The 24,839-nt window shown below is 62.1% G+C and carries 23 protein-coding genes; 13 read left to right on the forward strand and 10 right to left on the reverse strand.

Annotated features, from left to right (window positions below):
• The first annotated feature begins 68 nt into the window (after nucleotides 1-68).
• Entirely contained in the window at nucleotides 69-632 is a 564-nt protein-coding gene (locus A6723_RS23210; protein WP_054906798.1) for a hypothetical protein, read from the forward strand.
• 218 nt (nucleotides 633-850) lie between these two features.
• Here the strand turns inward: A6723_RS23210 and A6723_RS23215 are convergent, their stop codons facing one another.
• On the reverse strand, nucleotides 851-1,903 hold the full coding sequence (locus A6723_RS23215) for an MBL fold metallo-hydrolase (protein WP_054906799.1): 1,053 nt from the start codon (nucleotides 1,901-1,903) through the stop codon (nucleotides 851-853).
• 151 nt (nucleotides 1,904-2,054) lie between these two features.
• On the opposite strand from A6723_RS23215, the gene A6723_RS23220 reads away from it, so the two are divergent.
• Complete coding sequence (locus A6723_RS23220; RefSeq protein ID WP_054906800.1) at nucleotides 2,055-2,621, forward strand: pseudouridine synthase; 567 nt, start codon at nucleotides 2,055-2,057, stop codon at nucleotides 2,619-2,621.
• Between the two features lie 21 nt (nucleotides 2,622-2,642).
• On the opposite strand, the gene A6723_RS23225 is transcribed toward A6723_RS23220, so the two are convergent.
• Together A6723_RS23225 and A6723_RS23230 are read right to left on the reverse strand one after the other, a co-directional pair.
• On the reverse strand, nucleotides 2,643-2,846 hold the full coding sequence (locus A6723_RS23225) for a DUF2788 domain-containing protein (protein ID WP_015475469.1): 204 nt from the start codon (nucleotides 2,844-2,846) through the stop codon (nucleotides 2,643-2,645).
• A gap of 350 nt (nucleotides 2,847-3,196) precedes the next feature.
• A complete protein-coding gene (locus tag A6723_RS23230; RefSeq protein WP_024763946.1) occupies nucleotides 3,197-3,676 on the reverse strand; it encodes an Lrp/AsnC family transcriptional regulator in 480 nt (159 codons plus the stop codon).
• A gap of 441 nt (nucleotides 3,677-4,117) precedes the next feature.
• Here A6723_RS23230 and A6723_RS32715 point away from each other — a divergent pair, with 441 nt between their 5' ends.
• A complete protein-coding gene (locus tag A6723_RS32715) occupies nucleotides 4,118-5,263 on the forward strand; it encodes a DUF6515 family protein (RefSeq protein ID WP_064979865.1) in 1,146 nt (381 codons plus the stop codon).
• A 103-nt stretch (nucleotides 5,264-5,366) separates the two neighbouring features.
• Here A6723_RS32715 and A6723_RS23240 read toward each other — a convergent pair whose 3' ends face one another.
• From A6723_RS23240 to A6723_RS23250, 3 genes are read right to left on the reverse strand one after another with little or no spacing between them, the layout of a single operon-like run.
• The gene (locus A6723_RS23240) at nucleotides 5,367-6,263 is read right to left on the reverse strand and encodes a cation diffusion facilitator family transporter (protein WP_054906802.1); all 897 of its coding nucleotides are present in this window, start codon (nucleotides 6,261-6,263) and stop codon (nucleotides 5,367-5,369) included.
• Complete coding sequence (locus A6723_RS23245) at nucleotides 6,263-6,775, reverse strand: DinB family protein (protein ID WP_054906803.1); 513 nt, start codon at nucleotides 6,773-6,775, stop codon at nucleotides 6,263-6,265. Before A6723_RS23245 ends, A6723_RS23240 begins: the two co-directional genes overlap by 1 nt.
• A 1-nt stretch (nucleotide 6,776) precedes the next feature.
• Nucleotides 6,777-7,193 (reverse strand): hypothetical protein, encoded by a 417-nt coding sequence (locus A6723_RS23250; RefSeq protein ID WP_054906804.1) that lies wholly within the window; start codon nucleotides 7,191-7,193, stop codon nucleotides 6,777-6,779.
• Between the two features lie 186 nt (nucleotides 7,194-7,379).
• Here A6723_RS23250 and hrpB point away from each other — a divergent pair, with 186 nt between their 5' ends.
• From hrpB to A6723_RS31470, 5 genes are read left to right on the forward strand one after another with little or no spacing between them, the layout of a single operon-like run.
• Complete coding sequence (gene hrpB / locus A6723_RS23255) at nucleotides 7,380-9,920, forward strand: ATP-dependent helicase HrpB (protein ID WP_054906805.1); 2,541 nt, start codon at nucleotides 7,380-7,382, stop codon at nucleotides 9,918-9,920.
• Nucleotides 9,921-9,972: 52 nt separating this feature from the next.
• The gene (locus A6723_RS23260) at nucleotides 9,973-11,454 is read left to right on the forward strand and encodes a site-specific integrase (RefSeq protein ID WP_054906852.1); all 1,482 of its coding nucleotides are present in this window, start codon (nucleotides 9,973-9,975) and stop codon (nucleotides 11,452-11,454) included.
• On the forward strand, nucleotides 11,447-13,354 hold the full coding sequence (locus A6723_RS32195) for a hypothetical protein (RefSeq protein WP_064979866.1): 1,908 nt from the start codon (nucleotides 11,447-11,449) through the stop codon (nucleotides 13,352-13,354). The genes A6723_RS23260 and A6723_RS32195 overlap by 8 nt, the downstream gene beginning before the upstream one ends.
• The gene (locus A6723_RS23270) at nucleotides 13,351-15,387 is read left to right on the forward strand and encodes a hypothetical protein (RefSeq protein ID WP_054906806.1); all 2,037 of its coding nucleotides are present in this window, start codon (nucleotides 13,351-13,353) and stop codon (nucleotides 15,385-15,387) included. Before A6723_RS32195 ends, A6723_RS23270 begins: the two co-directional genes overlap by 4 nt.
• Nucleotides 15,384-15,803 carry a hypothetical protein gene (locus A6723_RS31470; protein ID WP_082450447.1) on the forward strand — a complete coding sequence of 140 codons (420 nt, stop codon included), beginning with the start codon at nucleotides 15,384-15,386 and terminating at the stop codon, nucleotides 15,801-15,803. The genes A6723_RS23270 and A6723_RS31470 overlap by 4 nt, the downstream gene beginning before the upstream one ends.
• A gap of 556 nt (nucleotides 15,804-16,359) precedes the next feature.
• Here the strand turns inward: A6723_RS31470 and A6723_RS23275 are convergent.
• The gene (locus A6723_RS23275) at nucleotides 16,360-17,124 is read right to left on the reverse strand and encodes an ABC transporter substrate-binding protein (protein ID WP_054906807.1); all 765 of its coding nucleotides are present in this window, start codon (nucleotides 17,122-17,124) and stop codon (nucleotides 16,360-16,362) included.
• A gap of 104 nt (nucleotides 17,125-17,228) precedes the next feature.
• Entirely contained in the window at nucleotides 17,229-18,311 is a 1,083-nt protein-coding gene (locus tag A6723_RS23280) for an endonuclease/exonuclease/phosphatase family protein (RefSeq protein WP_054906808.1), read from the reverse strand.
• 152 nt (nucleotides 18,312-18,463) lie between these two features.
• On the opposite strand from A6723_RS23280, the gene A6723_RS23285 reads away from it, so the two are divergent.
• Nucleotides 18,464-19,300, forward strand: a complete 837-nt coding sequence (locus A6723_RS23285; protein WP_054906809.1) for an SDR family oxidoreductase — start codon at nucleotides 18,464-18,466, stop codon at nucleotides 19,298-19,300.
• A gap of 186 nt (nucleotides 19,301-19,486) precedes the next feature.
• Here the strand turns inward: A6723_RS23285 and A6723_RS23290 are convergent, their stop codons facing one another.
• Both A6723_RS23290 and A6723_RS23295 read right to left on the reverse strand, forming a co-directional pair.
• Entirely contained in the window at nucleotides 19,487-19,918 is a 432-nt protein-coding gene (locus A6723_RS23290) for a VOC family protein (RefSeq protein WP_054906810.1), read from the reverse strand.
• 88 nt (nucleotides 19,919-20,006) lie between these two features.
• Nucleotides 20,007-20,657, reverse strand: coding sequence for a YciC family protein (locus tag A6723_RS23295; RefSeq protein WP_054906811.1), 651 nt, complete (start codon nucleotides 20,655-20,657; stop codon nucleotides 20,007-20,009).
• A gap of 159 nt (nucleotides 20,658-20,816) precedes the next feature.
• Between A6723_RS23295 and A6723_RS23300 the strand changes: the two genes are divergently transcribed.
• The 4 genes from A6723_RS23300 (at nucleotide 20,817) to A6723_RS23315 (ending at nucleotide 24,541) form a co-directional block, all read left to right on the forward strand.
• Entirely contained in the window at nucleotides 20,817-21,563 is a 747-nt protein-coding gene (locus A6723_RS23300; protein WP_054906812.1) for a DUF2076 domain-containing protein, read from the forward strand.
• An 80-nt stretch (nucleotides 21,564-21,643) separates the two neighbouring features.
• Nucleotides 21,644-22,120 carry an NYN domain-containing protein gene (locus tag A6723_RS23305; protein WP_024764639.1) on the forward strand — a complete coding sequence of 159 codons (477 nt, stop codon included), beginning with the start codon at nucleotides 21,644-21,646 and terminating at the stop codon, nucleotides 22,118-22,120.
• 50 nt (nucleotides 22,121-22,170) lie between these two features.
• The gene (locus A6723_RS23310) at nucleotides 22,171-23,553 is read left to right on the forward strand and encodes a DEAD/DEAH box helicase (RefSeq protein WP_054906813.1); all 1,383 of its coding nucleotides are present in this window, start codon (nucleotides 22,171-22,173) and stop codon (nucleotides 23,551-23,553) included.
• 169 nt (nucleotides 23,554-23,722) lie between these two features.
• Nucleotides 23,723-24,541: a LuxR C-terminal-related transcriptional regulator gene (locus A6723_RS23315; protein ID WP_054906814.1), complete on the forward strand. Its 819-nt coding sequence runs from the start codon at nucleotides 23,723-23,725 to the stop codon at nucleotides 24,539-24,541.
• Nucleotides 24,542-24,839 lie beyond the last annotated feature (298 nt).

The raw sequence follows: 24,839 nt of genomic DNA on the forward strand, positions 1-24,839 counted from the left end.
CGCGCCACGGGGAACCGTGGCGCGCCCCTCCGGTCGGACCTTTGCCGACCTTTTCCGCTGGTGATTGCATGCCCTTCCGCGCCCCCTCGCACCTGACCAATCCCTTGCGCCGCTTCGCCCGCCGCCTGGTGGAAAACGGCACGCCCGAAGTCGCCGCGCCGCTCCCTCTGCCCGACAGTATCGCCGGCGAACCCTGGTTCTCCGTGGGCAAGGCGGTGGAAGGCCTGGGCGGCGAGCGGGTGGATGGCTGGTGCCTGGAGGAGTGGCCGGGCTTGGCTCTGCGTGCCCGCTTCAGCGCCTGCTGGCGCGACGCTCAGGGCCGCCTGTGGAATGTGCTGCCGGGCGGCGAAGCCATCGCCTTCCTGCCCGACCCGAAGCGCCGCTACGAGGGCGTGCCCCTTGCCGAGCAACTGCATGCGCTGGAGCGTGACGAGCTGCTGGAGGACTACCTCTGGCTCAGCCGCGAGTTGAGCAAACCGCAGATGGATGACGAGCGCCGAGAGGTTCGCGAGTCCATGCGCCAACGGCTGGAAAGCTGGCTGGAGCTGGGCGGCCGCGGTGACAAACCGTGCCCGTGCAACAGCGGCAAGCGCTATCGCAACTGCTGCAGCAAGCGCGTTCGCGAGAACTGAGACTGCTCTTCGTCGGAGCGAGCCTGCTCGCGAACCGGGTGTTGCCGGTGGATCGGTGTTGGCCTGATGCCAATTGCGGACGGAGTCAGCTCCTACCCAGAGACAACCGCCGTGTGCTTTCGTGGGGCTTTACGCCCGGCTTTCCGTAGGAGCGAGCTTGCTCGCGAACCGCCCAGCGCCGCCGCCACCGGAAAGCACGTTCGCGAGCACATACGCTCCTAGAGGGAAGCATCCGGCATCGGTGGCACGAGCCACTGCTCGCCCGGCTTTGGCGCCCGGAAACGCTCCGCAGCCACGCCGCGCTGCTCCAGGGACTTGGCCAGGTCGCTGAGCGGCGTGAACTGCCCTTCGTCGCTCAGGCGGAAGGTGCCGAAGTGGATCGCCATGCTGCATTGCGAGTCGAGATGCTGGTGCGCCTGTACGGCGTCGTCCGGGTTCATGTGGTGGTGGCGCATGAACCAGCGCGGCTCATAGGCGCCGATGGGCAGGGCGGCAAAGCGCATCGGGCCGAAGCGCTCATGCATCAGCCGAAATTCCTCGCCCAGCCCGGTATCGCCGGGAAACAGTAGCGGGCCGTCCGGCGACTCCAGCACGAAGCCCATCCACAGCGTGCGGTTGGTGTCGCGCCGCGAGCGCGCCGACCAGTGTTGCGCCGGCACGCCGGTGAGCAGCATGCCCTCGGGCATTGGCAGGCTCTGCCACCAGTCCAGCTCGACGATGTCAGTGAAGCCGCAGGCGCGGATCAACTCGCCGTTGCCCAGGCCGGTCACCACTTTCGCCGACGGGAAGCGCCGGGCCAGCTCGCGCAGGCTGTGGATATCCAGGTGGTCGTAGTGGTTGTGGCTGACCAGGATCAGGTTGATCGGCGGCAATTCGTCCAGCGCCAGGCCCGGCGGGTGCACGCGTTTGGGGCCGACGAAGCTGAACGGGCTGGTGCGCTCGCACCAGAGCGGGTCGGTGAGGATGTTCAGGCCGCGGTGCTGGATCAGCAGGGTGGCGTGGTTGATGTAGGTGACGCGCAGTTCGTCGCCTTCGACGCGGGCCGGCGTTTGCGGGCGGGCGTTGGGGCCGGGCTGGGCGATCCACTCCTGCTGGCGGCCGCGTTCGCGTTGCCATTTGAGGAAGGCGTGCAGGCCGTTGTGCGGTTGGCGGTCGAGATTATGAAAGCGGGTGCCGTCGAAATGCGCCGTCTGCGGGCCGCGATAGCGGGCGCCGAGGCGGCCGCTGAGGTTCTGCAAGGTGATCAGCCAGGTGGGGTGGCTCATGGGCATGCTCGTGCGTGCTCTTGCGATGAGTACTCGGCACAACCTAGCATGCCGGGCATTCGCCGTACCCCCAACCTCGGTTACCAGTCTTTTCGCCATGCCCCGTCCTCCGCGCCCCGCCAATCGCCGTCCTGCTGCCCGTCCCGCACCCCGTCGCGTGGCCAAGGCGCCGCCGACGCAACCCAGGCTGATCCTGCTGAACAAGCCGTTCGACGTGCTGACGCAGTTCAACGACAGCGACGGCCGCGCAACGCTGAAGGATTTTGTCGATATGCCGGGCGTCTATCCGGCCGGGCGGCTGGACCGCGACAGTGAGGGCCTGTTGCTGCTGACCAACGATGGCCGCCTGCAGGCGCGGATTGCCGATCCCAGGCACAAGCTGCCGAAGACGTATTGGGTGCAGGTGGAAGGTGAGCCGAGCGACGAACAGCTCGATCAACTGCGCAAGGGCGTGCAGCTTAACGATGGCCCGACATTGCCGGCCGAGGCTCGACGGCTGGAGGAACCGCAGTTGTGGGAGCGCAATCCGCCGGTGCGTTTCCGCAAGTCGGTGCCTACGGCCTGGTTGGAGCTGGTGATCCGCGAGGGTCGCAACCGCCAGGTTCGGCGGATGACGGCGGCAGTCGGCCTGCCCACGCTGCGCCTGGTGCGCGTGCGCATCGGGCCGTGGCAACTGGATGGGCTGCAGCCGGGAGAGTGGCGGGAAGTCAGCCCCGAACTCTGACAGTCCGGGGCGAGGCGGGCGTCAGAAGCCGCCTTCGAGTCCGGCGACGACCACCGACTTGATCAGGAAGCCGAGTACGCCCAGGCCCAGTGCGAAGAACAGCACCATGGTGCCCATGCGGCCGGCCTTGGACTTCTTGGCGAGGTCCCAGACGATGAAGGCCATGAACAGGATCAGGCCGGTCACCAGGCCATACATCATCCAGTCTTCGAAACTTTCGTTCATTGCTGCTCCTGCCCGGTACGGATGTGTCTTGTGGGGCGCCGGGACTGAGGGTGGTGGTGGAGAAGGCGCGCATTATACGCATGCGGCGCTTTGTCGTTCAGAGCCGTTCATAAATTGAACAGTTCCTCCTGCGCGACGGACGCAATGCCGCGAAAGATCGCGCCGCGGCCCGGCTGGCGGGGAAATCTCCGGTATCGATTTGGTTCGGCGAGAGGCGGGGTGCGCTGCTGTGTCGCAGGGGCGCAAGTTGTCGGAGCGAGCTTGCTCGCGAACCGCACGGCACTGGCGTGCCAGGAGGCCACGTTCGCGAGCAAGGGCTAGGCGCCCCCCTCGGTCCTACAGAAAGCGGGTCAGACGCGCAGGTGATCCAGCGGCAGCTCGGTGCTGGCCAGTACGTTGCGCAGCACGAAGCTCGACCGCACGCTGGTCACGCCTTCGATGCGCGTGACGGTGCCGAGCAGGAAGTGCTGGTAGTGCTCCATGTCCGGCACCATCACCTTGAGCTGGTAGTCTGCGTCCATCCCGGTCACCAGGCTGCATTCCAGTACTTCGGGGCACTTGCCGATGATCTGCTGGAAGTGCTCGAAGCGCTCCGGGGTATGCCGGTCCATGCCGATCAGCACGAAGGCGGTGAGGCTCAGGCCGAGCTTCTTGCTGTCCAGCAGGGCGACCTGGCGGACGATGTAGCCATCGTCTTCGAGCTGCTTGACCCGCCGCGAGCAGGGGGAAGGTGACAGGCCGATGCGTTCGGCCAGCTCCTGATTGGAGATGCGCGCGTCGCGTTGCAGTTCTGCAAGAATTCGCAGGTCGTAGCGGTCCAGCTTGTCCATGAAAGCCTCGGATTTTAATTGAATTGCGCTTTTGGCGTAATTTTTAGCTGTTTGTTGCTCAGGTGGTGCCTGTATGAGCAATCTTAGCAATCATTTATCCGCTCTGTCGCCGTACTATTTCTTCCAGATTCACAGCCCGGACATCACGTCCCCCTGCGATCCGCCCAATCAGGCGCTTCGCGGCCCGCCGACCCCACAGGATCGCGCCGGCCACCGGGCTACGCACTGCCCAGAAGGCGGAGCGAGGTGAGCCGGCGCCAACAGCGACGAGCAGGACGAGATTCCACAAAGGGAGGCTGACGAGCCTCCCTTTTTTCTTGCCCGCGATTTGCCCGCCATCTTTACCCTGACTTTACCCAACGCCTTGCAATGCGGGCTTTGCGCCGTGGTCTATGGCAATGTCGCATCACTGTTTTCGGCTTGGGCCGAAGTGAGGAATTCATGAAGTCGGGCATCTGGCAGTGCGCCTCGTTTACTGTGCTCTCGTTGCTGCTGGCGCTTCAGTCCGCCAATGCCGCCGGCCCGGACGGGCAGGGTGGGCAAGGGCAGCCGCCCGGTCAGGGTGGCGGCCAGGGTCGGCCATCAGGCGGTCCCGGTAATACCGGCCATTCCGGTGGCGGACAGTCTGGCTCCCACGACGGCCAGGGGCATTCGGGCGGCGGCTTCCAGGGGCGTCCCACTGGCGGTGGCAACGGTGGCCAATGGCAGGGCCGCCCACCGGGCGGCAACAACAATGGCCAGTGGCAAGGACACCCCTCGGGCAACGCCGGCAACAACGGCGGCCAGTGGCAGGGYCGYCCACCGGGCGGCAACAACAATGGCCARTGGCAAGGACACCCYTCGGGCAACGCCGGCAACAACGGCGGCCARTGGCAGGGKCGTCCAYCGGGCGGCAACAACAATGGCCAATGGCAAGGACAYCCCTCGGGCAACGCCGGCAACARCGGCGGCCAGTGGCAGGGTCGTCCACCGGGTGGCAACAACAATGGCCAGTGGCAAGGACACCCTTCGGGCAACGCCGGCAACAATGGCGGCCAGTGGCAAGGTCGGCCGCCGGGATACGGCAGCAGCCAATGGCAGGGTCAGGGCCGTCCACCCTCGGGGAATGGGCATGACATGCGTCCGCCGGCAGGTGGCTGGCAGGGTCGACCACCGCCTTCCCACGGCAACTGGGGGCCGCATCCGTCGAACTGGCGCCCTGGCTACGTGGTCAACGCCATGCCGCCGGGGTACTACCGCGTGCCTTATCGCGGTGGCAGTTACTACTTCAACGACGGCTACTGGTATCGCCCCTATGGCTCGCGCTACGTGGTGGTGACGCCGCCCTACGGCGTGCGCGTGCGCTACCTGCCGTCCTATGCCGAGCAGGTGTGGATCGGCAGCATCGGCTATTTCCTGGCCGCCGGTACCTATTACCTCTGGCAGGCGAACTCGCAGGAATATGAAGTCGTAGCGCCGCCGCAGGAGGCGCAACCCGTGGCCGTGGCGCAGTCGGGCTACGACCTGGTTGCTTACCCCCTGTACAACCAGGGGCCGGACCAGCAGGCCCGCGACCGCTATGAGTGTCATCGCTGGGCGGCCGACTAGAGCGGTTTCGATCCGGCGCTGGCGAGCTACGCGCCACCGGCATACGTCGCCGACAACTACCGCCGTGCACTCGGCGCCTGCCTGAGCGGGCGCGGCTACAGCGTCAACTGATCGTCTCTTTGCCCACCACTTCCTGCGGGTCGGCGTGCACCAGCACCTCGGCCCGCGGGAATTCCTTGTGGATCGCCAGCACTGCCTCGTCGCACAGGTGATGCGCCTTGGACAGCGACAGCTCGCCCGGCAACTCCAGGTGCAACTGGACGAACCAGTGCGTGCCGGAAATCCGCGTGCGCAGGTCGTGGGCGCCGAGCACGCCGGGCACCTCGCGTACCAGTTCGAGCATGCGCGTGCTGACGTCTGGGGGCAGTTCCTCATCCATCAGCACGGCGACGGATTCGCGGGCGATCTGGAATGAACTCCAGAGGATGTAGAAGGCGATGCCCAGGCCGAAGATGGCGTCCATCTGCTGCCAGCCGAAGTTCGCCAGCACCAGGGCGACCAGGATGCTGCTGTTGAGCAACAGGTCCGAGCGGTAGTGCAGGGAGTCGGCGCGGATGGCGTTGGAGCCAGTGATCCTCACCACATAGCCCTGCACCATCAGCAGGCCGGCAGTGAGTGCCAGCGACAGGATCATCACCGCGATGCCCCAGCCGGCGGCTTCCACTGGTTCGGGGTGTTGCAGCCGATCGATGGCCTGTGCGCCGACCAGCACGGCGCTGACCGCGATGAACAGCGCCTGCGCCAGCCCGGACAGCGATTCCGCCTTGCCGTGGCCGTAGCGGTGGTCGTCGTCCGCGGGGCGGATGGCGTAGTGCACCGCCAGCAGGTTGAGGAAGGAGGCGGCGCCGTCGAGCAGCGAGTCGGTCAGGCCGGCCAGCAGGCTGACGGAGCCGCTGAGCCACCAGGCAATGGCCTTGGCGACGATCAGGGTAGTGGCGACGCCGAGCGACGCAAAGGTCGCCAGCCGCATGAGGTGGGCGTGGCTGGCGTGCTTGAGCATCAGGTGTCCAGGCGGTTGGGCAGGAAGTAGATGTAGTCCAGCAGCGGCGCCTTGTGGCCCAGCGCGGTGATCGCTGCGCTCATCTGCCCGCGGTGGTGGGTGCCGTGGTTGACCAGGTGCTGGACGATGTTCGCCAGGCTCTGGCGGTGTTCCTGCCCGGCCATGTTGCGGTAATCCAGCTGGGTACCGAGGGTGGCGTCGCTCTGCTTGCTCAGCCACAGGCGCCAGGCGCCGACCCCGTCATTGAGAAAGTCGGCGAGGCCGGCGCGATCCGGCGCGGCCTCGGCGTCCAAGCGTTCGAATTGCCAGGGCTCGCGCTGCACACGGGCGAACCAGATGCGATCGACCACCGCGAGGTGGTTGAGGGTGCCGTGCAGGCTGTCGAAGAACAGCCCGCGCGGCGCGCGGTAGGCCTCTTCATCCAGGGGCGCGACGGCCTCCAGGATGCGTTCGTAGGCCCACTGGTGGTACGCCAGGAGTTGCTGAAGGTGTGAAGCGAGAGCGCCGTGCATATCAGGCCTCCGGGCGCAGGCCCAGGCTGGCGAGTTGTTGGAGGCTACCGCTGCGCTGGATCAGACGCGGGTCGTCCAGGGGGAGGCTGCGGCCGGTTTCACGCTCGAGGATTGCCTTGAGTTTAGCCTTGTCCACGGTGCCGTCTTCACCCACGGCATCCTTGAGCTTTTCCGGCGCGACGGAGTACTTCGCATCGGGCAGGTAGATCGCGCCGGTGGCGAAGTCTACGCCGAAGGCGATCAGTCCCGGGATGATGTAGAACAACAAGCCGATGGCGTCGAAGGCGACGATGGCCGGGTCGATACGGCCGTCGATCTGGCCGCGGCGGTCGGGATAGAACAGGGTGCCGCAGGCGGTCAGCTGGCTGAACAGGGCGGCGCTCAGAACGGCGCAGGACACACGGGTGGCAAGACGCATGGAAGACCTCCAGGAGGATGATGCAGACAACTATATCAACGAGCTCGCTGTCGCTGCTGGCAGATTCGCACTATGCGGCGTTCTCGTTGCTTCTATGACTGCCGAGTTGGCATCGCGGTTCGCCCGCTATAATCGCCGCCGCCCGCGAAAACCGGGTTACTGCCCCATGAAACTCCAGGAGCCGGCATGATCGCCCTACCCATCGACAGCGTCCTTCCCGACTTGCGCCAGGCCCTGGCTGCGCGCCACGAGGTGGTGCTGGAAGCGCCGCCCGGCGCCGGCAAGACCACGCGTGTGCCGCTGGCGCTGCTGGACGAGGCGTGGCTGGCCGGGCAGTCGATCCTGATGCTGGAACCACGCCGCCTGGCTGCCCGCGCTGCTGCCGAGCGGCTGGCCAGTGAGCTGGGCGAGAAAGTCGGCGAGACCGTCGGTTACCGCATCCGCCTGGACAGCAGGGTTGGCCCGAAGACGCGCATCGAGGTGGTTACCGAAGGCATCCTGGCGCGGCGCCTCCAGGATGACCCGGCGCTGGAAGGCGTGGGCCTGGTGATCTTCGATGAATTCCATGAACGCAGCCTTGATACGGACCTGGCCCTGGCGCTGACCCTCAACGGCCGTGCGCTGCTGCGCGACGAGCCGCCGCTGAAGGTGCTGGTGATGTCCGCGACCCTGGAGGGCGAGCGCTTGTCCGCGTTGCTGGACGACGCCCCGGTGGTGCGCAGCGAGGGCCGCATGTTCCCGGTAGACATCCGTTGGGGCCGCCCCTGGCAGGCCGGCGAATTCATCGAGCCGCGCGTGGTGCAGACCGTGCAGCAGGCGCTGGCGGATGAACCCGGCAGCCTGCTGGTGTTCCTGCCCGGCCAGGCGGAGATTCGCCGCGTCGCCGAACAATTGGGCGATGCACTGGCCGGTCGCCCCGAAGTACTCATCTGCCCGTTGCATGGCGAACTTGATCTGGACGCCCAGCGCGCCGCCATCGAGCCCGCACCGGCGGGCAAGCGCAAGGTGGTGCTGGCCACGAATATCGCCGAGACCAGCCTGACCATCGACGGCGTGCGCGTCGTCGTGGATGCCGGGCTGGCGCGGGTGCCGCGCTTCGATCCGGGCAGCGGCATGACCCGCCTGGACACCCAGCGCATTTCCCGCGCCTCCGCCACCCAGCGCGCCGGCCGTGCCGGACGGCTGGAGCCGGGCGCCTGTTATCGCCTGTGGTCCGAGGCGCAGCACGATCAACTGCCGGCCTATGGCGCGGCGGAAATTCTCCAGGCCGACCTCGCCGGCCTCGCGCTGCAACTGGCGCGCTGGGGCGTGGCCCCGCAGGACCTGGCCTGGCTCGACCTGCCGCCCGCCGCCGCTTATGCACAGGCCCAGGACCTGCTGGAGCGTCTCGGCGCGCTGGCCTCCCGCGCCGGCGGCGGCAGCCTCACGCCCCACGGCCAGGCCATGGCCGAGGTGCCGGCGCACCCGCGAATCGCCCACCTGCTGCTGCGCGGCCACGCGTTGGGGCTGGGACAATTGGCCTGTGATCTGGCCGCCCTGCTGGGCGAGCGCGACATCCTGCGCGGCAACGACGCCGACCTGCATCACCGCATCGCCCTGCTGGCCGGCGAGCAGAATGGCCAGCGCGCCAGCCGCGGCGCGGTGCAGCGCGTTCGCCAGCTGGCGCGGCAGTTCAAGGGCTACCTGCGGGGTCCTGCCCGTGAACCGGTTGCCGACCCCGAACATCCGCGTTGGCTCGGCGGCCTGCTGGCCTTTGCTTACCCGGACCGTATCGCCCGCCAGCGCCGCGCCGGTGGCGGCGAATACCGCCTGGCCAACGGTCGCGCCGCGCTGTTTGGCGAGCCGGATGCGCTGATGAAGGAAGCCTGGCTGGTGATCGCCGACCTCGGTAGTCGCCAGGGCCAGCGCGAGGAGCGCATCTACCTGGCGGCGGCGCTGGAGCCGGCGCTGTTCGAGTCGATTCTCGCCGAGCAGGTCAGCGTCCACGATGAGCTGGAGTGGGACGAACGCGAAGGCGTATTGCGCGCCGAGCGACAGCGCAAGGTCGGCGAGTTGGTCTTGTCCACCGAGGCGCTGCCTAATCTGGACGCCGAAGCTCGCAGCCGCGCACTGCTTGGGCTGGTGCGCCGCAAGGGCCTGGAGCTGCTGCCGTGGACGCCGGAGCTGCGCCAGTGGCAGGCACGCATCGCGCTGTTGCGGCGGCTGGACCTGGAGGGCAAGGGCGAGAGCGAGTGGCCGGATGTCAGCGACGCCGCCTTGCTGGGCTCGCTGGAGAACTGGCTGCTGCCGTACCTGGGCAAGGTGTCGCGGCTCTCGCATTTCGGCAACCTGGAGTTGAGCGGGATTCTCCATGCGCAGCTGCCCTGGCCATTGCCGCAACGCCTGGACGAACTGGCGCCGCGCACGTTGCAGGTGCCGTCTGGCTCGAACATCCGCCTGGACTACAGCGAATTCCCGCCGGTGCTTGCCGTGCGCCTGCAGGAGCTGTTCGGCCTCGCCGATACGCCGCGCATCGCCCAGGGCCGGGTGGCGGTCAAGTTGCACCTGCTCTCTCCGGCGCAGCGGCCAGTACAGGTGACCCAGGACCTGGCCAACTTCTGGCGCAGTACCTATGCCGAAGTGAAGAAGGACCTCAAGGGGCGCTACCCCAAACTATTCAATAAGCTTGATCCTTGGGTTGAATCTCTTAACGCTAAAATATTGACAGGTAAGGACGACAAGCGTTGATTTCTATCTTCTAACGTGTAGGATTGACGCCATTTCATCTGAGGGCAAAATGATGGCGCAATCCGAAGAGTTGGTTCAGGGGAGTAGGCTTGTGGTCATTCCCCGACTTGCTGATGCATTTGCCGAGTTATACGTCTCTGAATGCCCAGAGGGTGGGGTTGAGAGCAGTATTGCGCTTTCTGACCCAAAGATGACTGTCTACCAGCTGAATGAGCCCGGCTCAGAGGACGGGAGAGGTGATATATACAACTTCCCCATGCTTTTCCATGCTGATGGACTGCCCTGGCAGGAGGCGAATTCTTATCTGCTCAGCCTAGTGGCTAACAAAGTGGCAAGAACAAGGCCTACTGACGATGTGAGGCGTAAAGCCAGTAAGCTCTTAGACTACCTATTGTTCTGTGAGTCAGAGAATATCGACTGGACCGACTTCTCAGGCAAGCGACCGTCCCTGCGGCCTACTTACAGGTATTACAGGCATCTTCTCGAAAAAGGAGGCAAAGGAGGCCAGGTAGTCAATCAATACACTGGGATTGTGTATGATTTCTATAAGTTCGTAGCTCGCTTTTGGCACCCAATTGATATCAATAGGGTGGATACCGTAAAGAAGCTAAAGCTCATGGTTCAAGGGGCGCGGGGGAACATCAGTCTCGATGTTGAGAAAAGAAGCCAAACACGTCCCACGGCTCCTGCAAGTCCAGTCCCCATCGGTTACGTGCGGGATGATGGTGAGGATCTTCGGCCTCTTACAAATACTCAATTGAGCCAACTGCTGGAATCTATATACCTCCCGAGTTGGTCTGCCCAAGAGCGGCTGATCGTCCTTACAGCCCTTATGACAGGTGCCAGGAAGCAAACCGTGCTCACCCTCAGGCTACGCCACCTGGATAGCTTCTCAGATGAAAATCTGAGGCCCGACGGGACTTACCTAATCAAGGCTGGGCCGGGGACAGGAATCGACACGAAGTTCGACAAGGAGCAGAGAGTCTATTTTCCGCGTCAGTTGGCCGATGACCTTAAGGTCTGGGCCAGTTCTCCATTAGCGTTAAGGCGTAGGAAGGCATTTCTTGAGAAAATGCGAGATCTTGAGCCCGGCATAACCTTTGATGAGCAAGATGTCTACGTTTTCTTGTCTGATCAAGGTAATTGCTACTATATGGCTGAAGATGATCCTCGGTATGAGTTCGTCAAATCTCGGCCTACGGGGCAGGTAACTGAGAACCTGAAACAAAAATTGCTGCGAACTGTCGGAAGCAATTTTCCAACTAGCTTTAGTTATCACTGGCTGCGAGCGACATTCGCTTTTCAGTTGTATCAAAAGCTACTACCCTTATTGAAAAAGGGGCGGCTGCAATATGGTGAAGAAATTTCGATTATTCAACATCGGTTGCACCACAAGAATCGAGAAACTACCGAGAACTATTTGAAGCTTTTCTTGATGTATTCAGAAAAAATGGTCGCCCAAGAGCGCTACGAAGACTGGCTTATTAGCTTTGGTAGTTACAGTGACTTGAGCTTGGAGGAATTGAGTGCTTAGCCACGTACTCACTCTTCGTGATACTGATGTTTTTGATGTCAAGGATCTTGGCAGAGAATTTCTATACCCTGAGCGGGTACGGATTCAACTCCATGAGGATGCACGTAAAGCTCCGTTTGATATTGGGAGTATTGCTTACTCGCGTCGAAATTTTGAATCGGATCATGTTTTGGCTGCGTATCCGATAGCTGTAGATCTTTCCAGTCTGGTGCCTGGGCGTAGAGAACTGATCAGAGATATCATTGATGGTATCTACTCAGGCGGGTTGCGCCACAAAAGCATCCTTGCATTTTTGAAAAAGATTAAAGTTGTAATGGATTGGTGCGATCAGAATGGTCATAGCCAGTGGCATGAAAGCCTAGAGCAAGCAGGGAGCGCTTATGTTGCGCTGTCTGATCACCTTAAGCATCTAATCCTTGTAGATAGAAAACTATCGCCTACGACCTGTGGTCACCGTCAGCAGACGTTGCAGACACTTATAGAACTTAAATTCCCAGGTGATGCCGCTCACGTCACCAGCCTCGCGCCTGCTTTCAGAATTGCGCGTAACCCAGCTACTCCTCCAAGTGAGGACTTGGTTCAGCAATACGTTTCAACCTGCATCGATATTGCTAGGAAGCTAACTGATTTTGTTTTGAAAGAAGAAAATTTCCCATTTCGCATTACCGTTGCCAATAATGAGGTTGCCGTGTTCCCCAGCATGGTGGGATGGCTGACACCTTTAACTTTGGAGGAGGGCTCTTCGCCTGTGTACAACGCAGGCGAATTAAGGATTTCCTCCGTTGAGGAGTACCAGGAGCTTACAGGGTACAATCGAAGCGTCTCAATTCGCGCCCTAGAAGAAGCGCAGCAGAATATCGACGCCGCGAATAGCGATAAGCGCCATCAGCAACGGATTAGATTGGCGTCGATGGCTGCCAGTGCTTATGCGTGTCTGTTCGTGCTGATCACTGCTGCTAATCCGAGTGAGTTTATTGAATTTGACTATCTTGAAGCTGTTGAGGTAGAGAAATCAGTAGTTAAAAAAGAGCTTACCTCGGTCAAATTCAGAGCTGGTGGGCGCATTACACGCTATGCAGTTGGTCGTAGGACAGGTTTGCCGCTACTACGAGAGTACCTTAAGCTTCGGGAGTGGATTTTAAACGGCGCCGAATGTCAGTACCTATTTTTCAAAATGAAACGCACAGGATTTTATACTGGACAGTTCTCAAAGCTAAATGAGGCTTTTTCCAGTACATTTTTCAAACGGCTTCAAGGAGTTTTCCTCCCGGCTGACTGTAAGAATATTCCAGGTTCGCTAGCTAGAAAGCTCAAGAGCTTGATTTTACATGAGCTGCGCGTGTCCCCATCTATCGTTGCTGAGGTGATGAATCACAGTCAGAAAACGAATGCTGCAAGCTATTCAGAGACGAGACTGGATAGGATGAAAACGGAGTATGGGGACTTCTGGAACTCTGTCCGGAAAGCAGCCGAGATGGTCAAATCTCGTGCTGATGGAGACTCAAAAAAAATTGCATCAGGCCACTGTGATGATTTTGAGAGGCCTGTGAAAATCCTTGAGTCTGTGCCAATAACGCCCGATTGTCGTTCCCAGTACGGATGCCTCTTCTGTGCCAACTATCTCTGTCATGCCGATGAAGAAGACATCCACAAACTTCTAAGTCTACAGTTTGTGGTTAACGCTGTTAGGCTTGGCTCGCCAGATATAGGGCACGCAGAGCAGATGTTTCAGGAGCTTTCGGTGCGTATTGAGTTCATCCTAGATGCGATAGCTAAGCGCTCAGAAAACGCCAATCGATTGGTTGAGTCAGTAAAGTACAGGGTACATGAGCTGGGTGAGCTTACGCACTTTTGGGAAAAGCGATTGCAACGCTACGAGCAGGTGGGGGTTGTGTTTTGAGTGCGGAATTCTACAGTGCTCTATATTCGGGTGAGGCAACGCCAGTTTTCGAGCCGCTACCAAGCAACTATGGTGGTCTAGCGCCTGCTCCAGATTTTGTATTGTGCAGATCATCGAGCGGTGTCGCTACAGCGATTTATGGTCAAGATCGCTGGGATTTCAATCCCCTGCGGCTCAGCGCCAAGACAGTGCCGGTTATGGATTTTAGTCGGGGTTTGGAAAGCCCTGATGGTAGGTTCGATAACCTTAAAAATGAGGCGAAATTTCTGGTGTTCTGCCTCGTTTACTTTTCGTCAGCTGGGCGCATGGGAGCACTAAGCGTTGCCACACTTCGCAATAGTCACTACATCCTCATGTCGTTGGCTAAATATTGCGCTGCTCAAGAAAGCAAACCGCTTATAGGTTTGCTTAGCTTGAGGCAGATGCTAACCACGCCTGTCTATTTAGCTGCGTTTATGAGGGACAACCAGTTAGGGGTCGCAAGGAAGAAAATTTTACGCGCTCTTCTGGTCCAGCTTGTGGGTGTGGGGGAGGACCGTCTCGGTTATCGAGTTCAGGGGTTGGAACTAGAATATGGGAGATTCGAATTCAAGCAGCATCCTGTTATTCCTACCTCAATTTATCTTAACACCATTAATTACCTGGCTGATCAGGTGGATCATGTACATAAGTATATGGATCGCCTGGAGCCATTTATTGTCCGGTTTATCGATAAGGAATACGGCGGGTACTCTCGCTTGAAGGCGACAAGGCAGAGGCTTGAGGAGCATGGGCTAACGAACTTCGCAGCTACTGTTGAAGAGTATGGTCTACAAGACTTTTTTGTAGGTGATTTTGCCTGTGAGGAAAGGCGAGGTTTGGGTAGGATTTTGTCAAATATCCAGTATTTGGTCAAAACCGTTATCCACTGCTATACAGGTATGCGTGATCAGGAAGTTTTACGTTTGCCTTACAATTGTATTTCTCAAGCAGAGATAACTCCTGCGCTGGTGGATACGGATGGGATTGTCCGAAATAAGGCAGTTCTAGTTGACTTGATATCGACCACAACAAAATTCACGGGCTATAAGGCCGAAGCATCCTGGCTGGCAGCTTCTGAAGTCGTAAAGGCTATTGATGTAGCAAGAGCAGTATGTCGGTCTCTCTCTCGTTTCTATGACGTATCTCTGGATGTTGCGCCCTTACTCATTAGTCCCACAGTCCTTATCAGGAGGGATCACAAGGAACTGGCGAGTCAGGGCCTCGGTAATATGAGATTGGAGTCGCTGGCAAAAGCCACCAAAATTTCTCCAAGCGATCTAGTCGAACTGGAGGCTTCGGCTCCTGAAAGGTCTTTTGATACCGAGGCCAGTTTCAAAGTCGGAGCGCCGTGGCCATTTACCAGTCACCAATTCCGACGTTCTCTAGCCTTCTATGGTAGCAGTAGTGGTTTTATTTCACTGCCAAGCCTCAAGAAACAATTCAAGCACTTGACCATCCAGATGTCACGTTACTACGCGAATAACTTTGACCAGTTGAAAACTGTTTTTGGATACTACGATCCAAAAACAGGTGAGTATGTACTCCCCAATAACCATATGGCATACGATTTTCAGACAGGTGTGCCGATCAGTGTTGCATACGACTTGCTGACCGAAGTGCTTGGGTCTGATACGAGGCTTTTTGGCGGGGTTGGGTCATACGTCGAAAAGCAGAGGCAACGATTAGACGATGGCGAAGTGCTCATTGAGGACGTTCGAGAGGAGACGCTCAAGCGGGTTGAGCAGGGGCATATTTCTTATCGGAAAACATTCTTAGGTGCCTGCATGAAAACTGGCCCCTGTGAGGCTTTCATGCTGGGGAACTACATAACCTGCCTAAGCTGTCCAGGCAGTCTGATCAAGCCGGACAGGCTTGACCAAGCAATTGGTGAGGCAAAAGCAGACCTAGAGGTTTACGACCTTAACTCAGGTGAGTATCAGGTCGTTAAGAAAGATCTTGACGATCTCGTATCTTACCGAGAGCGGCACATCCAAGCTAAGGAGGTTATATGAGTAGGCCTGATCATTTGATGGACGGCGTGGCCCGGTGCGAAGAGGCATTTGAGCGTCTTAAGACGGGTAAGCCCGTTGTCGCTGCACATGTTGATATTGATAGATCCAAAATAACAGCCGGTATAGTGAGTGTTGAGGCTGGATTTGATAGAGGTTATCTCAAAAAGGCAAGGCCAAGCCATGCGCCACTGATCGCGCTTATTGAGTCATATAGAAAAGGGATGACGAGCACATCCATCACAAGTCAAACCCAGATTCGTAGAGCTAAGCAAAAAATTGAGCAGACCTCTAGCGAATTGGAAGCAGTAAAATTTCATCTCTTCCGAGTGCTAACCCAGAACATACAGCTGGTGGAAAGGGTGAGAATCCTTGAGCAGCAGTTGAAAAGCACAAAAGTGGTGCCAATTAGGAATTGATTTATCTTATAGAGTGTCAATGATTGACAGCCTATCGCAGAATAGGCGTCCGATGCAGCTGTCAATCCTTGCCTTAATTAACATATTTATTGTCAATCACTGCAACATGGATTGACTAGATTTGGATTGACAGTTTTTGCTCTCTAGGCCTAGTGCTCATTGGGATTTTTTGTTGTCAATGTTCAGACAGCAAGGTGATAAAGTTTACTACTGGCCGGATGACCCGCTGATCGCCGAACCGACGGCGCGGGCCAAGCCGCGCAAAAGCTGAGATTCGTGCTCTCGTAGGAGCGGATTTATCCGCGAAGTTTTCGCGTGGCGGTGAGTCAATCGCGGACGGAGTCCGCTCCTACCCCGAAAACTCTGCGCGAGCCAGCCCTCTCCCCCGCCCTCTCCCTGAAGGGAGAGGGAGCTATCCGTGCCGGCTGGCAGGTGGGATTCAGCCGGTACCGAACCAGTCCCCTCTCCCTTCAGGGAGAGGGTTAGGGAGAGGGATTCTCAGGTACGGATTTTCAGAGAAAGACAGTCACTCCTACGAGCATTCCGTTTTCAAGATTCAGGGCAATTTCATCTCGTAACCTGCCGCCTGCAATTCGTCGTAGGCGTGGTCCAGCTGTGCGCGCAGCCCTTCGGCGTCGGGCGCGTGGCGCGAGACGATCAGCTTGGTCGGCACGCTGTACAGGTTGTCGAAGGCCAATGGCGCCATGTTGAGCTCCCGGCGCGCCTGCTCTACCGGCGTCTGGTAGTCGATCAGGTAGTCGCCGCGACCGCGTTCGAGCATCTGCAGCGCTGCGGTGTGGGTGCTGGTGCGGTGCAGCTCCAGCTTCAGCGCCGGGTCGGCGAGCAGGTCGGTGATCGGTCGCCAGTAGCTGTAGCCGCTGATGAGGATGACCCGGCTGCCGGTCAGGCCGCCGGGCACTTCGGGCGAGGGCCGCGAGGGCATGCGGTAGAGGTTCAGCTCGACGTGGCCCAGCACGCGCTCGCACTCCAGCGTGCTGTCCGCCAGTTCCTGCTTGCCGGGTGCGCCGGCCCAGAGCTGCACGCTGCCGTCCTGCAGGCCCAGGTACAGGCGGGCGCTGGGCAGTGGGCGGAAGTCGGCGCGGTAGCCGGCCTTGAGCAGGATGCGCCGGACCATTTCGGCACCGCTGCCGCGGGTGCTGCCATCCGGGGCGGTATAGGTGTAGGGCGGGAACTCGTAGTAGCCCACCGTCAGCGCCGGCAGTGGGCGCGGCAGGCGGTCGGCCAGCGTGGGCCGGTCGACGGCCAGGGCGTTGAGGCAGAGGAGGGCGAGGATCAGCCCGGCGAGACGGCGCAAATGCATGGATGGCCTGGGTGCTCGTTATCGTTTTTGTTCGAAGCGGGCCGAGCATGCGACCGCCGCCTCGCACTTGTCCAGCGTCCACCGGCGGCGTTGTGCCGAAGCGCTCAGTGGGGCAGCAGGAAACGTGCGGAAAGCGGCAGGTGATTGGAGATGCGCAGGGTGTCGTGGGCGCGTACGCCGGCCTCCAGGCGGTTCAGACTGGGGCTGTGGAACAGGTAGTCGAGGGTGCGGTCGGGTTTGTGCACGCGCGGATCGTTGGGGAAATGCGTGTACCAGTTCTCCTGGTCGGCGCCACTGGACTCCTCCACCGCCGGGATCACCGGGAAGCGCGCTGCCAGCAGGTTCAGTTCACTGTTGGCGCGGTAGGGCGCGCGCAGTACTTCCGGCAGGTAGGGATACTGGCCCAGCGGCAGCAGGCCGAGGTCGCCACCCAGCAGCCAGGGGCGGCCCGCAGCCTGCAGGGAGTCCAGCTGGGCCTCGATGGCTTGCACCTGGCGCTGCGGGGTGTCGTCGCCGTTGGGGCGTTCCAGGCGTGTGTTGATCACGCTGAGCTGGCCGCCGCCGCGGATCGGCAGGTCGCTCTGCAACATCGCCGGTTGCGGGGCGAACAGGTGCAGCAGCGGGATGGCTGAACGCTGTGGCAGGGCGATGCGCTCGCTGCTGGCGATCTGGAAGCGGCTGAAGGTCACCAGCTTGCGTCCGGCGCTACCGAACACATGGGGATTGGGATCGAAGCGGGCCTTCCAGTCGAAGGCGGCGCTGGAGCAGGGGTAGAGGTCGGCCAGGCGGTCGCCGATCAGCGCCTGCTGGTCCTGCTTGCCGGTGGCGGCGGCGCCGTCATCCACTTCCTGCAGCAGGACGATGTCCGGAGCCTCGTCGCGGATCACCCGGATCACCTCGTCGAGGCTGTAGGCGATGTCTTCGGGGCTGGGGCTGTCGTCCGGGCCGGTGGTGTCGGGCAGGTCGTCCCAGAAGATGTAGCGCTTGCCGGCCAGGTACTGGACGTTCCAGGTCATTACCTTCAGCGCCTGGCCCGGCTGCAGTTGCGGCGCGGGCGTGCGGCACTGTGCAGTGACGCTTTCGCGCTCGGCGGGGTGCCAGGCCAGCAGCCAGGCGGCAGCGGTGAGGGCGAGCAGCAGGACGATGAACAGCAGGAACAGGGCGCGACGGCGAAGCGAGAGGCTCATGGGTGACCAGGGGCTATGCTTGTTGGGACCAGAGGATAGTGGCTGTGACTTCGTATTTCATCTCTGTGTTTAGTGTGGGAATTATCCTGAAACCTTGTGAGACGTAGTTCGCAAGATGCTGTTTCGCACCCTGCGCGCTCCGGGAGGCTGCCATGTCGAGCAAGCTCTTCTCCCATCCCGTCTACCGACGCAAGGTGGTGCTGGTCAGCGGCGGCTGTTCCGGCATCGGCCGCGCCCTGGTGCTGCGCTTCGCCCGGGCCGGGGCCCATCTGGTGATCCTCGACCTCGACCAGGCGGCGCTGGACAGCCTGGTGCAGCACCTGCGCGAACACCTGAATGTCGAGGCCCTCGGCCTGCGCTGCGACATCGCCGACGCCGAGGCGGTGCAGCGTTCGGTGGCACTGGCGGTCGAGCGCTTCGGCGGCATCGACGTGCTGGTGAACAACGCCGGCATCACCCATCGCAGCCTGTTCATCGAGACCGAACTGGCAGTCTTCCGCCGGGTGATGGCGGTGAATTTCTACGGTGCGTTGCACTGCACCCAGGCGGCCTTGCCCAGCCTGCTGGCGCGGCATGGTCAGATCGTCGTGCTCAGTTCGTTGACCGGCTTCGCACCGCTGCTCTACCGCAGCGCCTACAACGCCAGCAAGCATGCGCTGCACGGCCTGTTCGACACGTTGCGCATGGAGCTGGACGGTACCGGTGTGGCAATCACCCTGGCATGCCCCGGCTTCACTGCCACCGACCTGCGCAAGAACGCGCTGGTGGGCGACGGCTCGGTGATCCGCCAGCCGGCGCTGGTGCTGGGCGCGGAGGTCGCCTCGCCGCGCGACGTGGCCGAGGCGATCTACCAGGGCGCCTTGCGCCGCCGGCGGTTGCTGGTGCTGTCCAACGTCAACTGGCGGGCGAGGCTGCTGGCGCGCTTCTTCCCGCGGCTGTTCGAGAAATTGCTGGTGCCGAAGATGTCGGGGCTCAGGCCGGGGCACTAGCTTTTCGTAGGCGCGAGCTTGCTCGCGAACGGATTCACCGGCGACGCCGGAGCGGGGCGGGTTCGCGAGCAAGCTCGCTCCTACAGGTTCTTTGCCGGCCCGGAGCGCGGTGCCTGAGCGATGGGTGGGAGCGGACTGATCTCACTTCGCGCCGAGGCCAATCGGGGACGGAGTCCGCTCCTGCACTCAATGCGAGTGCGTGTCGAAACCACCGCCCGCCAGCGCCATGTCCCAGAACGACGCCTCGATCTTGTGCCCGTCCAGGTCGCGGATGAAGCAGCCGTAGTACGGATCGCCATACAGCGGGCGCGGGCCGGGGGCGCCTTCGTCGGTGGCGCCGGCAGCTATCGCAGCGCGATGGAACGCGTCCACTTCCTCGCGGGAGTTGGCCATGAAGCCGAAGTGCGTACCGTTGCCGACGCTGGCGGGGCGCCCGTCGATCGGCGTCTGCAGCCAGAATTCCGGGAAGGCGCGGCCGTAGGCCACGGCGCCGGGGTGCTCCATGATCTGTTGGCAGCCCAGGGTCGGCAGCACGGCGTCGTAAAACGCCTTGGCGCGCGGGTAGTCGTTGGTGCCGATGGAAATGTGCGAAAGGCAGCTGGGCGGGAAGTCGCTCACGGCGAGTCTCCATACTCGGGGAAAGGAGACTCCAGCGTAGAACCCCGGCCCGCGATGTGCCGGGGTATTTGTTGCGACTTGCTGCCGCTCAGGCGGCTTCGCGGCCAAGCAGGATGAAGATGCGGTAGGCGGCCACCGTCAGCAGCAGCTGGAAGAACCCGCTCAGCGAATGCAGCGCGACGCTGAGTACCGGCGCGTCCTGGCCGGCCTCGGTGATCCAGCCTTCGGCGATCCACACCGGCGCGAGGATGGCCAGCGAGGTGATCAGCAGCAGGAAGAAATGCCCGGTGGTCAGGCTGAAGCTCTCGCGCATCGCGTCGATGGGCGCGCGGCCGCGCTGCACCAGGAGGAATTCGGCGAAGGCCAGCTTGATCATCACGAAGATGCCCGGCAGCACCATCAGGTACAGGCCGATCACGATCAGCAGCGAGGTGATCGCCGAGAGCAGGGCGAAGGCCGGCCACAGCCGCAACGCTGCGCTCCACAGTTCGCGCACGCTGCGCTGTACACCTTCGCCCGCGTCGATCATGTAGAGGATCAGGCTGGCGGTATAGATCGGGTAGAACACCAGGCCCGCGGCCATGCCCCAGGGCGCGAAGTTCTGCGAGCCGGCGGCGACGTTGATCTGCTGCTGCACCAGCGTCTCGATGACGATCCACGGCAGGCACAGCGGCACCAGGGTGCCCAGATGACGGGAGAAGAAGAACCAGGTGTCGCGGAGGATGGAAAGGGGATTCATCAGTAACCCGATACTGTCCGAGGGCTTCGACTCTAACTTAAGCAAACCCTCAGATAGAAGGCGCAAGAATTCTGTGACCGGAACTTGTTTTTTTCCGACCCGATCCAATGTTTCGCTACAGCGATCCGTTTTGATTCACCCGCTCACTCGAGGCCTGCCATGAATTCCGAAGAGCAATCCCTGATCGATGGTCTGTTCACCCGCCTGCGTGACGCCGAGTCGCAGACCGCGCCCCGCGACGCCGACGCCGAGGCACAGATCAACAGGCACCTGGTGCAGCAGCCGGCCGCGCCGTACTACATGGCCCAGGCAATGCTGATCCAGGAAGCGGCGATCAAGCGCCTGGACCAGCGCGTCAAGGAACTCGAAGCGCAGCAGGCCAGGGCTCAGGAGCAGCGCCCGAGCAGCGGCGGCTTCCTTGCCGGGCTGTTCGGTGGCGGCCAGAGCCAGGAGCAGCGCGCGGCGCAACCGCAGCAGCGCCCGGACGGCTGGGGCCAGACGCGTTTCTCGCAGCCTGGCGGCAATGCGGCGTACGCCAATAATCCTGCGGCCGGTAATCCCAACGACTTCCGCCCCGCACAGCCGGCGCAAGCCGCACCCCAGGGCGGTGGCTTCATGCGCGGTGCGCTGCAGACCGCCGCGGGCGTGGCCGGCGGGGTGATGGTGGCGGACCTGCTGACCAGCATGTTCCACCACAACCAGCCGCAGGAAATCGTCGAAGTGATCCAGGAACAGCCGGCGCAACCGGAACCTTCGAGCTTCGACGACTCGCGGACGGATGACTCCTTTGGCGACGGTGACCGCTACGCAGACAGCAACTTCAGTGACGCCAACTACGACGACGGTGGCAGCTTCGGCGACGACTCCGGCTTCTTCGGCGGCGACGACGGCGACATGTTCAGCTGAGCCGCCCGCCCGCCGGGACTGGCGGGGGCGCGCCGCTGTGCCGATAATGCGCCCCCGCTGTTCGAGTCCCGGAGTCACCGTTGAAGACCATCGCCCTGTTCGCCGACGTGCAGAACCTCTACTACACCGTGCGTCAGGCCTACGGCTGCCACTTCAACTACGCCGCCCTGTGGGCCGAGCTGAGTGCCCAGGGCAACATCGTCCAGGCCTACGCCTATGCCATCGACCGGGGCGATGCGAAGCAGCAGCAGTTCCAGCAGATCCTGCGCAAGCTCGGCTTCACCGTGAAGCTCAAGCCCTACATCCAGCGCGCCGACGGCTCGGCCAAGGGCGACTGGGACGTGGGCATCACCATCGACATCCTCGACGCCGCGCCGAATGTGGACGAAGTCGTGCTGGCTTCCGGCGACGGTGACTTCGACCTGCTGCTCGACCGCGTCCGCGCCGGCGGCACCGATGCCACCGCCTACGGCGTGCCGGGCCTCACCGCCCAGGCGCTGATCCGTGCAGCGAGCCGCTACGTGCCCATCGAAGGCGCGCTGCTGCTGCGTTCCTGAGCCTTGCGGCTACAATGCCGCCCATTCCGAATTCGTATTGCGAGCGCTCCATGACCTTCGCCAACCTCGGCCTGATCGATCCCCTCCTGCGCGCCCTCGACGGGCTCGGCTACCAGAACCCGACGGCGGTGCAGGCCCAGGCCATTCCGGCCGTGCTCAAGGGCCGCGACCTGCTCGCCGCCGCGCAGACCGGTACCGGCAAGACCGCCGGTTTCGCCTTGCCGCTGTTGCAGAAGCTGTTGCAGGAAGGCCCGCAGGTGGCGGCCAACTCCATCCGCGCGCTGGTGCTGGTGCCGACCCGTGAACTGGCCGAGCAGGTCCACGAGAGCTTCCGCGCCTACGGCCAGCACGTGCCGCTGCGCACCGCCGTGGCCTATGGCGGGGTCAGCATCAATCCGCAGATGATGAAGCTGCGCAAGGGCGTCGACGTGCTGGTGGCCACGCCCGGCCGCCTGCTCGACCTCTATCGGCAGAACGCCCTGAAATTCACCCAGCTGCAGGCGCTGGTGCTGGACGAAGCCGACCGCATGCTCGACCTGGGCTTTTCCCGCGAGCTGGACGAAGTCTTCGCCGCGCTGCCCAGGCGCCGGCAGACCCTGCTGTTCTCCGCGACCTTCTCCGACGCCATCCGCCAGATGGCCCGCGAGCTGCTGCGCGACCCGTTGACCATCGACGTGGCACCGCGCAACACGGCGGCGAAGACGGTGAAGCAGCACCTGGTCACCGTCGACAAGAAGCGCAAGGCCGAGCTGTTCCTGCACCTGAAGCGCGAGCAGGGTTGGCGCCAGGCCTTGGTGTTCGCCAAGACCCGCAAGGGCGTCGATGAGCTGGTTGGCCTGTTGCAGAAAGAAGGCATCCGCGCCGACTCGATCCACGGTGACAAGCCGCAGCCGTCGCGCCTGCGTGCGCTGGCGCGGTTCAAGGCCGGTGAGGTGGACTTCCTCGTCGCTACCGACGTCGCCGCCCGCGGGTTGGATATCGAGGAAATGCCGCTGGTGGTCAACTTCGACCTGCCCATCGTCCCCGAAGACTACGTGCACCGCATCGGCCGTACCGGTCGCGCGGGCGCCAGCGGGCAGGCGATCTCGCTGGTCTGCGCCGACGAAGTGCAGCAGCTGGCGGCCATCGAGACGCTGATCGGCCAGACCCTGCAGCGCCAGGAAGAAGATGGCTTCGAGGCGGAACACCGGGTGCCCGTCACCGCCCCTGGCGGCCAGATAACGAAAAAGCCGAAGAAGCCCAAGCAACCCAAGGTGCCCGAAGGCAAACCGGGCAAGGTCCACCTGGGCTCGCTGCTGGACGACAAACCGCAGGTCAAGGCGGTGCGCAAGGCGCCGGGGTTCGGTCTTGGCGGCAAACCGGCAGGCGGCAAGCCGTCTTCTGGAAAGCCCTCTTCTGGAAAGCCGGCCGGCAAGGGCGGTCGCCGCCCCTGAGCCGTAAAGGCGCGCGCCTGCTTCATCGCGGTGCGCCGCCGAGGGCTGAGTCGGGGCTGTCTCCAGGCGTGGCGGGGTCTTGCGCGGTGTGGCGCAAAAGCTGCATTTCCGTGTGGAATCCCGAACGCCTATAGTGTGCCCATCGCGCACACAACAAGAACGACAGCCCATGCGCCACAAGGAACTCAAAGCCTGGACCGGCGGAGTCGCCCATCTGCTCCCGCTGGCCGCCGGTCGTCCGCGCCTGCTCGGCCTCAGCCAATGGCTGCAGCAGGTCTGTGCGGTGGATAACTTCGTGCTCTTCGTCTACGAAGGCAACCACCGCCCACTGGACCTGTTCGATACCTTCCCGGCCGACATCCGCCACGTCTACGTCGAGGACTACCAGGTCGGCCCCTACCTGCTCGATCCCTTCTACCTCGCCTGCACCCGCCACCAGGCGCCGGGGCTGTGGCGCCTGCGGCAGTTCGCGCCGGACCACTTCTACGTGGGCGAGTACTACCAGACTTACTACCAGCAGACCGGCCTGACCGAGGAGATCGCCTTCTTCGTCGACCTGGCCGACGGCGCCACCGCGGTGCTCTCGCTAATGCGCAAAACTTCCAGCCCTGCCTACAGCCGCGACGAGATGCAGCTGCTCGAATGTGCGCGGCCGGTGGTCGAGCAGGTGGTGCGCGAAGCCTGGGAACTGCGCCGTGCGCAGCCGCGTCCGGCGCAGGACCTGGACTACCAGATCCGCGAGGCCTTCGACCAGTTCGGCGCGCAACTGCTCACGCCCCGCGAGCAGGAGATCGTCCAACTGCTGCTGCGCGGCCACTCCAGCGCCTCGGTGGCCGAGCAGCTGGATATCAGCCCCGGCACGGTGAAGATCCACCGCAAGAACCTCTACGCCAAGCTCGGCATCGGCAGCCAGTCGGAGCTGCTCGGGTTGTTCATCCGCGAGTTGGCCGGGCGCGATGCGGCGGGTGGGATGCGCGCAGTGGGGTGAATGTCGGCAACCCGTAGGGCGAATAACCGTTCACGGTTATCCGCCATTCTCCCTGGTTACGGTGCATGCGGCGGATAACGCTTGGGGCGTTATGCGCCCTACGTTGCTGAGCCGGGTAGGTCTTTTGTAGGAGCGAGGGGGACGCCATCGTTATTGCTCGCGAACCGCCCAACACTGGAGCTGCCTGGGGCTCCGTTCGCGAGCAAGCTCGCTCCTACAGTCATCGTCAGCTCCGGGCGCCCATTGTCGGAGCGGGTCATGCCCGAGATCGCGCGCATGGCGCGCTCCTGCCGTCGAC

It is taken from the genome of Pseudomonas sp. AU11447 (assembly GCF_001672555.2).
Classification (GTDB): domain Bacteria; phylum Pseudomonadota; class Gammaproteobacteria; order Pseudomonadales; family Pseudomonadaceae; genus Pseudomonas; species Pseudomonas nitroreducens.

Excerpts from the sequence above, each read along its gene's own strand:
- A6723_RS23310 (WP_054906813.1), top strand. The coding sequence starts at position 22,171 with ATGACCTTCGCCAACCTCGGCCTGATCGATCCCCTCCTGCGCGCCCTC.
- A6723_RS23230 (WP_024763946.1), bottom strand. The coding sequence starts at position 3,676 with ATGGACAAGCTGGACCGCTACGACCTGCGAATTCTTGCAGAACTGCAA.
- A6723_RS23245 (WP_054906803.1), bottom strand. The coding sequence starts at position 6,775 with ATGCACGGCGCTCTCGCTTCACACCTTCAGCAACTCCTGGCGTACCAC.
- A6723_RS23260 (WP_054906852.1), top strand. The coding sequence starts at position 9,973 with ATGGCGCAATCCGAAGAGTTGGTTCAGGGGAGTAGGCTTGTGGTCATT.
- A6723_RS23300 (WP_054906812.1), top strand. The coding sequence starts at position 20,817 with ATGAATTCCGAAGAGCAATCCCTGATCGATGGTCTGTTCACCCGCCTG.
- A6723_RS31470 (WP_082450447.1), top strand. The coding sequence starts at position 15,384 with ATGAGTAGGCCTGATCATTTGATGGACGGCGTGGCCCGGTGCGAAGAG.
- A6723_RS23285 (WP_054906809.1), top strand. The coding sequence starts at position 18,464 with ATGTCGAGCAAGCTCTTCTCCCATCCCGTCTACCGACGCAAGGTGGTG.
- A6723_RS23295 (WP_054906811.1), bottom strand. The coding sequence starts at position 20,657 with ATGAATCCCCTTTCCATCCTCCGCGACACCTGGTTCTTCTTCTCCCGT.
- A6723_RS23280 (WP_054906808.1), bottom strand. The coding sequence starts at position 18,311 with ATGAGCCTCTCGCTTCGCCGTCGCGCCCTGTTCCTGCTGTTCATCGTC.
- A6723_RS23210 (WP_054906798.1), top strand. The coding sequence starts at position 69 with ATGCCCTTCCGCGCCCCCTCGCACCTGACCAATCCCTTGCGCCGCTTC.
- A6723_RS23240 (WP_054906802.1), bottom strand. The coding sequence starts at position 6,263 with ATGCTCAAGCACGCCAGCCACGCCCACCTCATGCGGCTGGCGACCTTT.
- A6723_RS23250 (WP_054906804.1), bottom strand. The coding sequence starts at position 7,193 with ATGCGTCTTGCCACCCGTGTGTCCTGCGCCGTTCTGAGCGCCGCCCTG.
- hrpB (WP_054906805.1), top strand. The coding sequence starts at position 7,380 with ATGATCGCCCTACCCATCGACAGCGTCCTTCCCGACTTGCGCCAGGCC.
- A6723_RS23225 (WP_015475469.1), bottom strand. The coding sequence starts at position 2,846 with ATGAACGAAAGTTTCGAAGACTGGATGATGTATGGCCTGGTGACCGGC.
- A6723_RS23275 (WP_054906807.1), bottom strand. The coding sequence starts at position 17,124 with ATGCATTTGCGCCGTCTCGCCGGGCTGATCCTCGCCCTCCTCTGCCTC.
- A6723_RS23315 (WP_054906814.1), top strand. The coding sequence starts at position 23,723 with ATGCGCCACAAGGAACTCAAAGCCTGGACCGGCGGAGTCGCCCATCTG.
- A6723_RS23215 (WP_054906799.1), bottom strand. The coding sequence starts at position 1,903 with ATGCCCATGAGCCACCCCACCTGGCTGATCACCTTGCAGAACCTCAGC.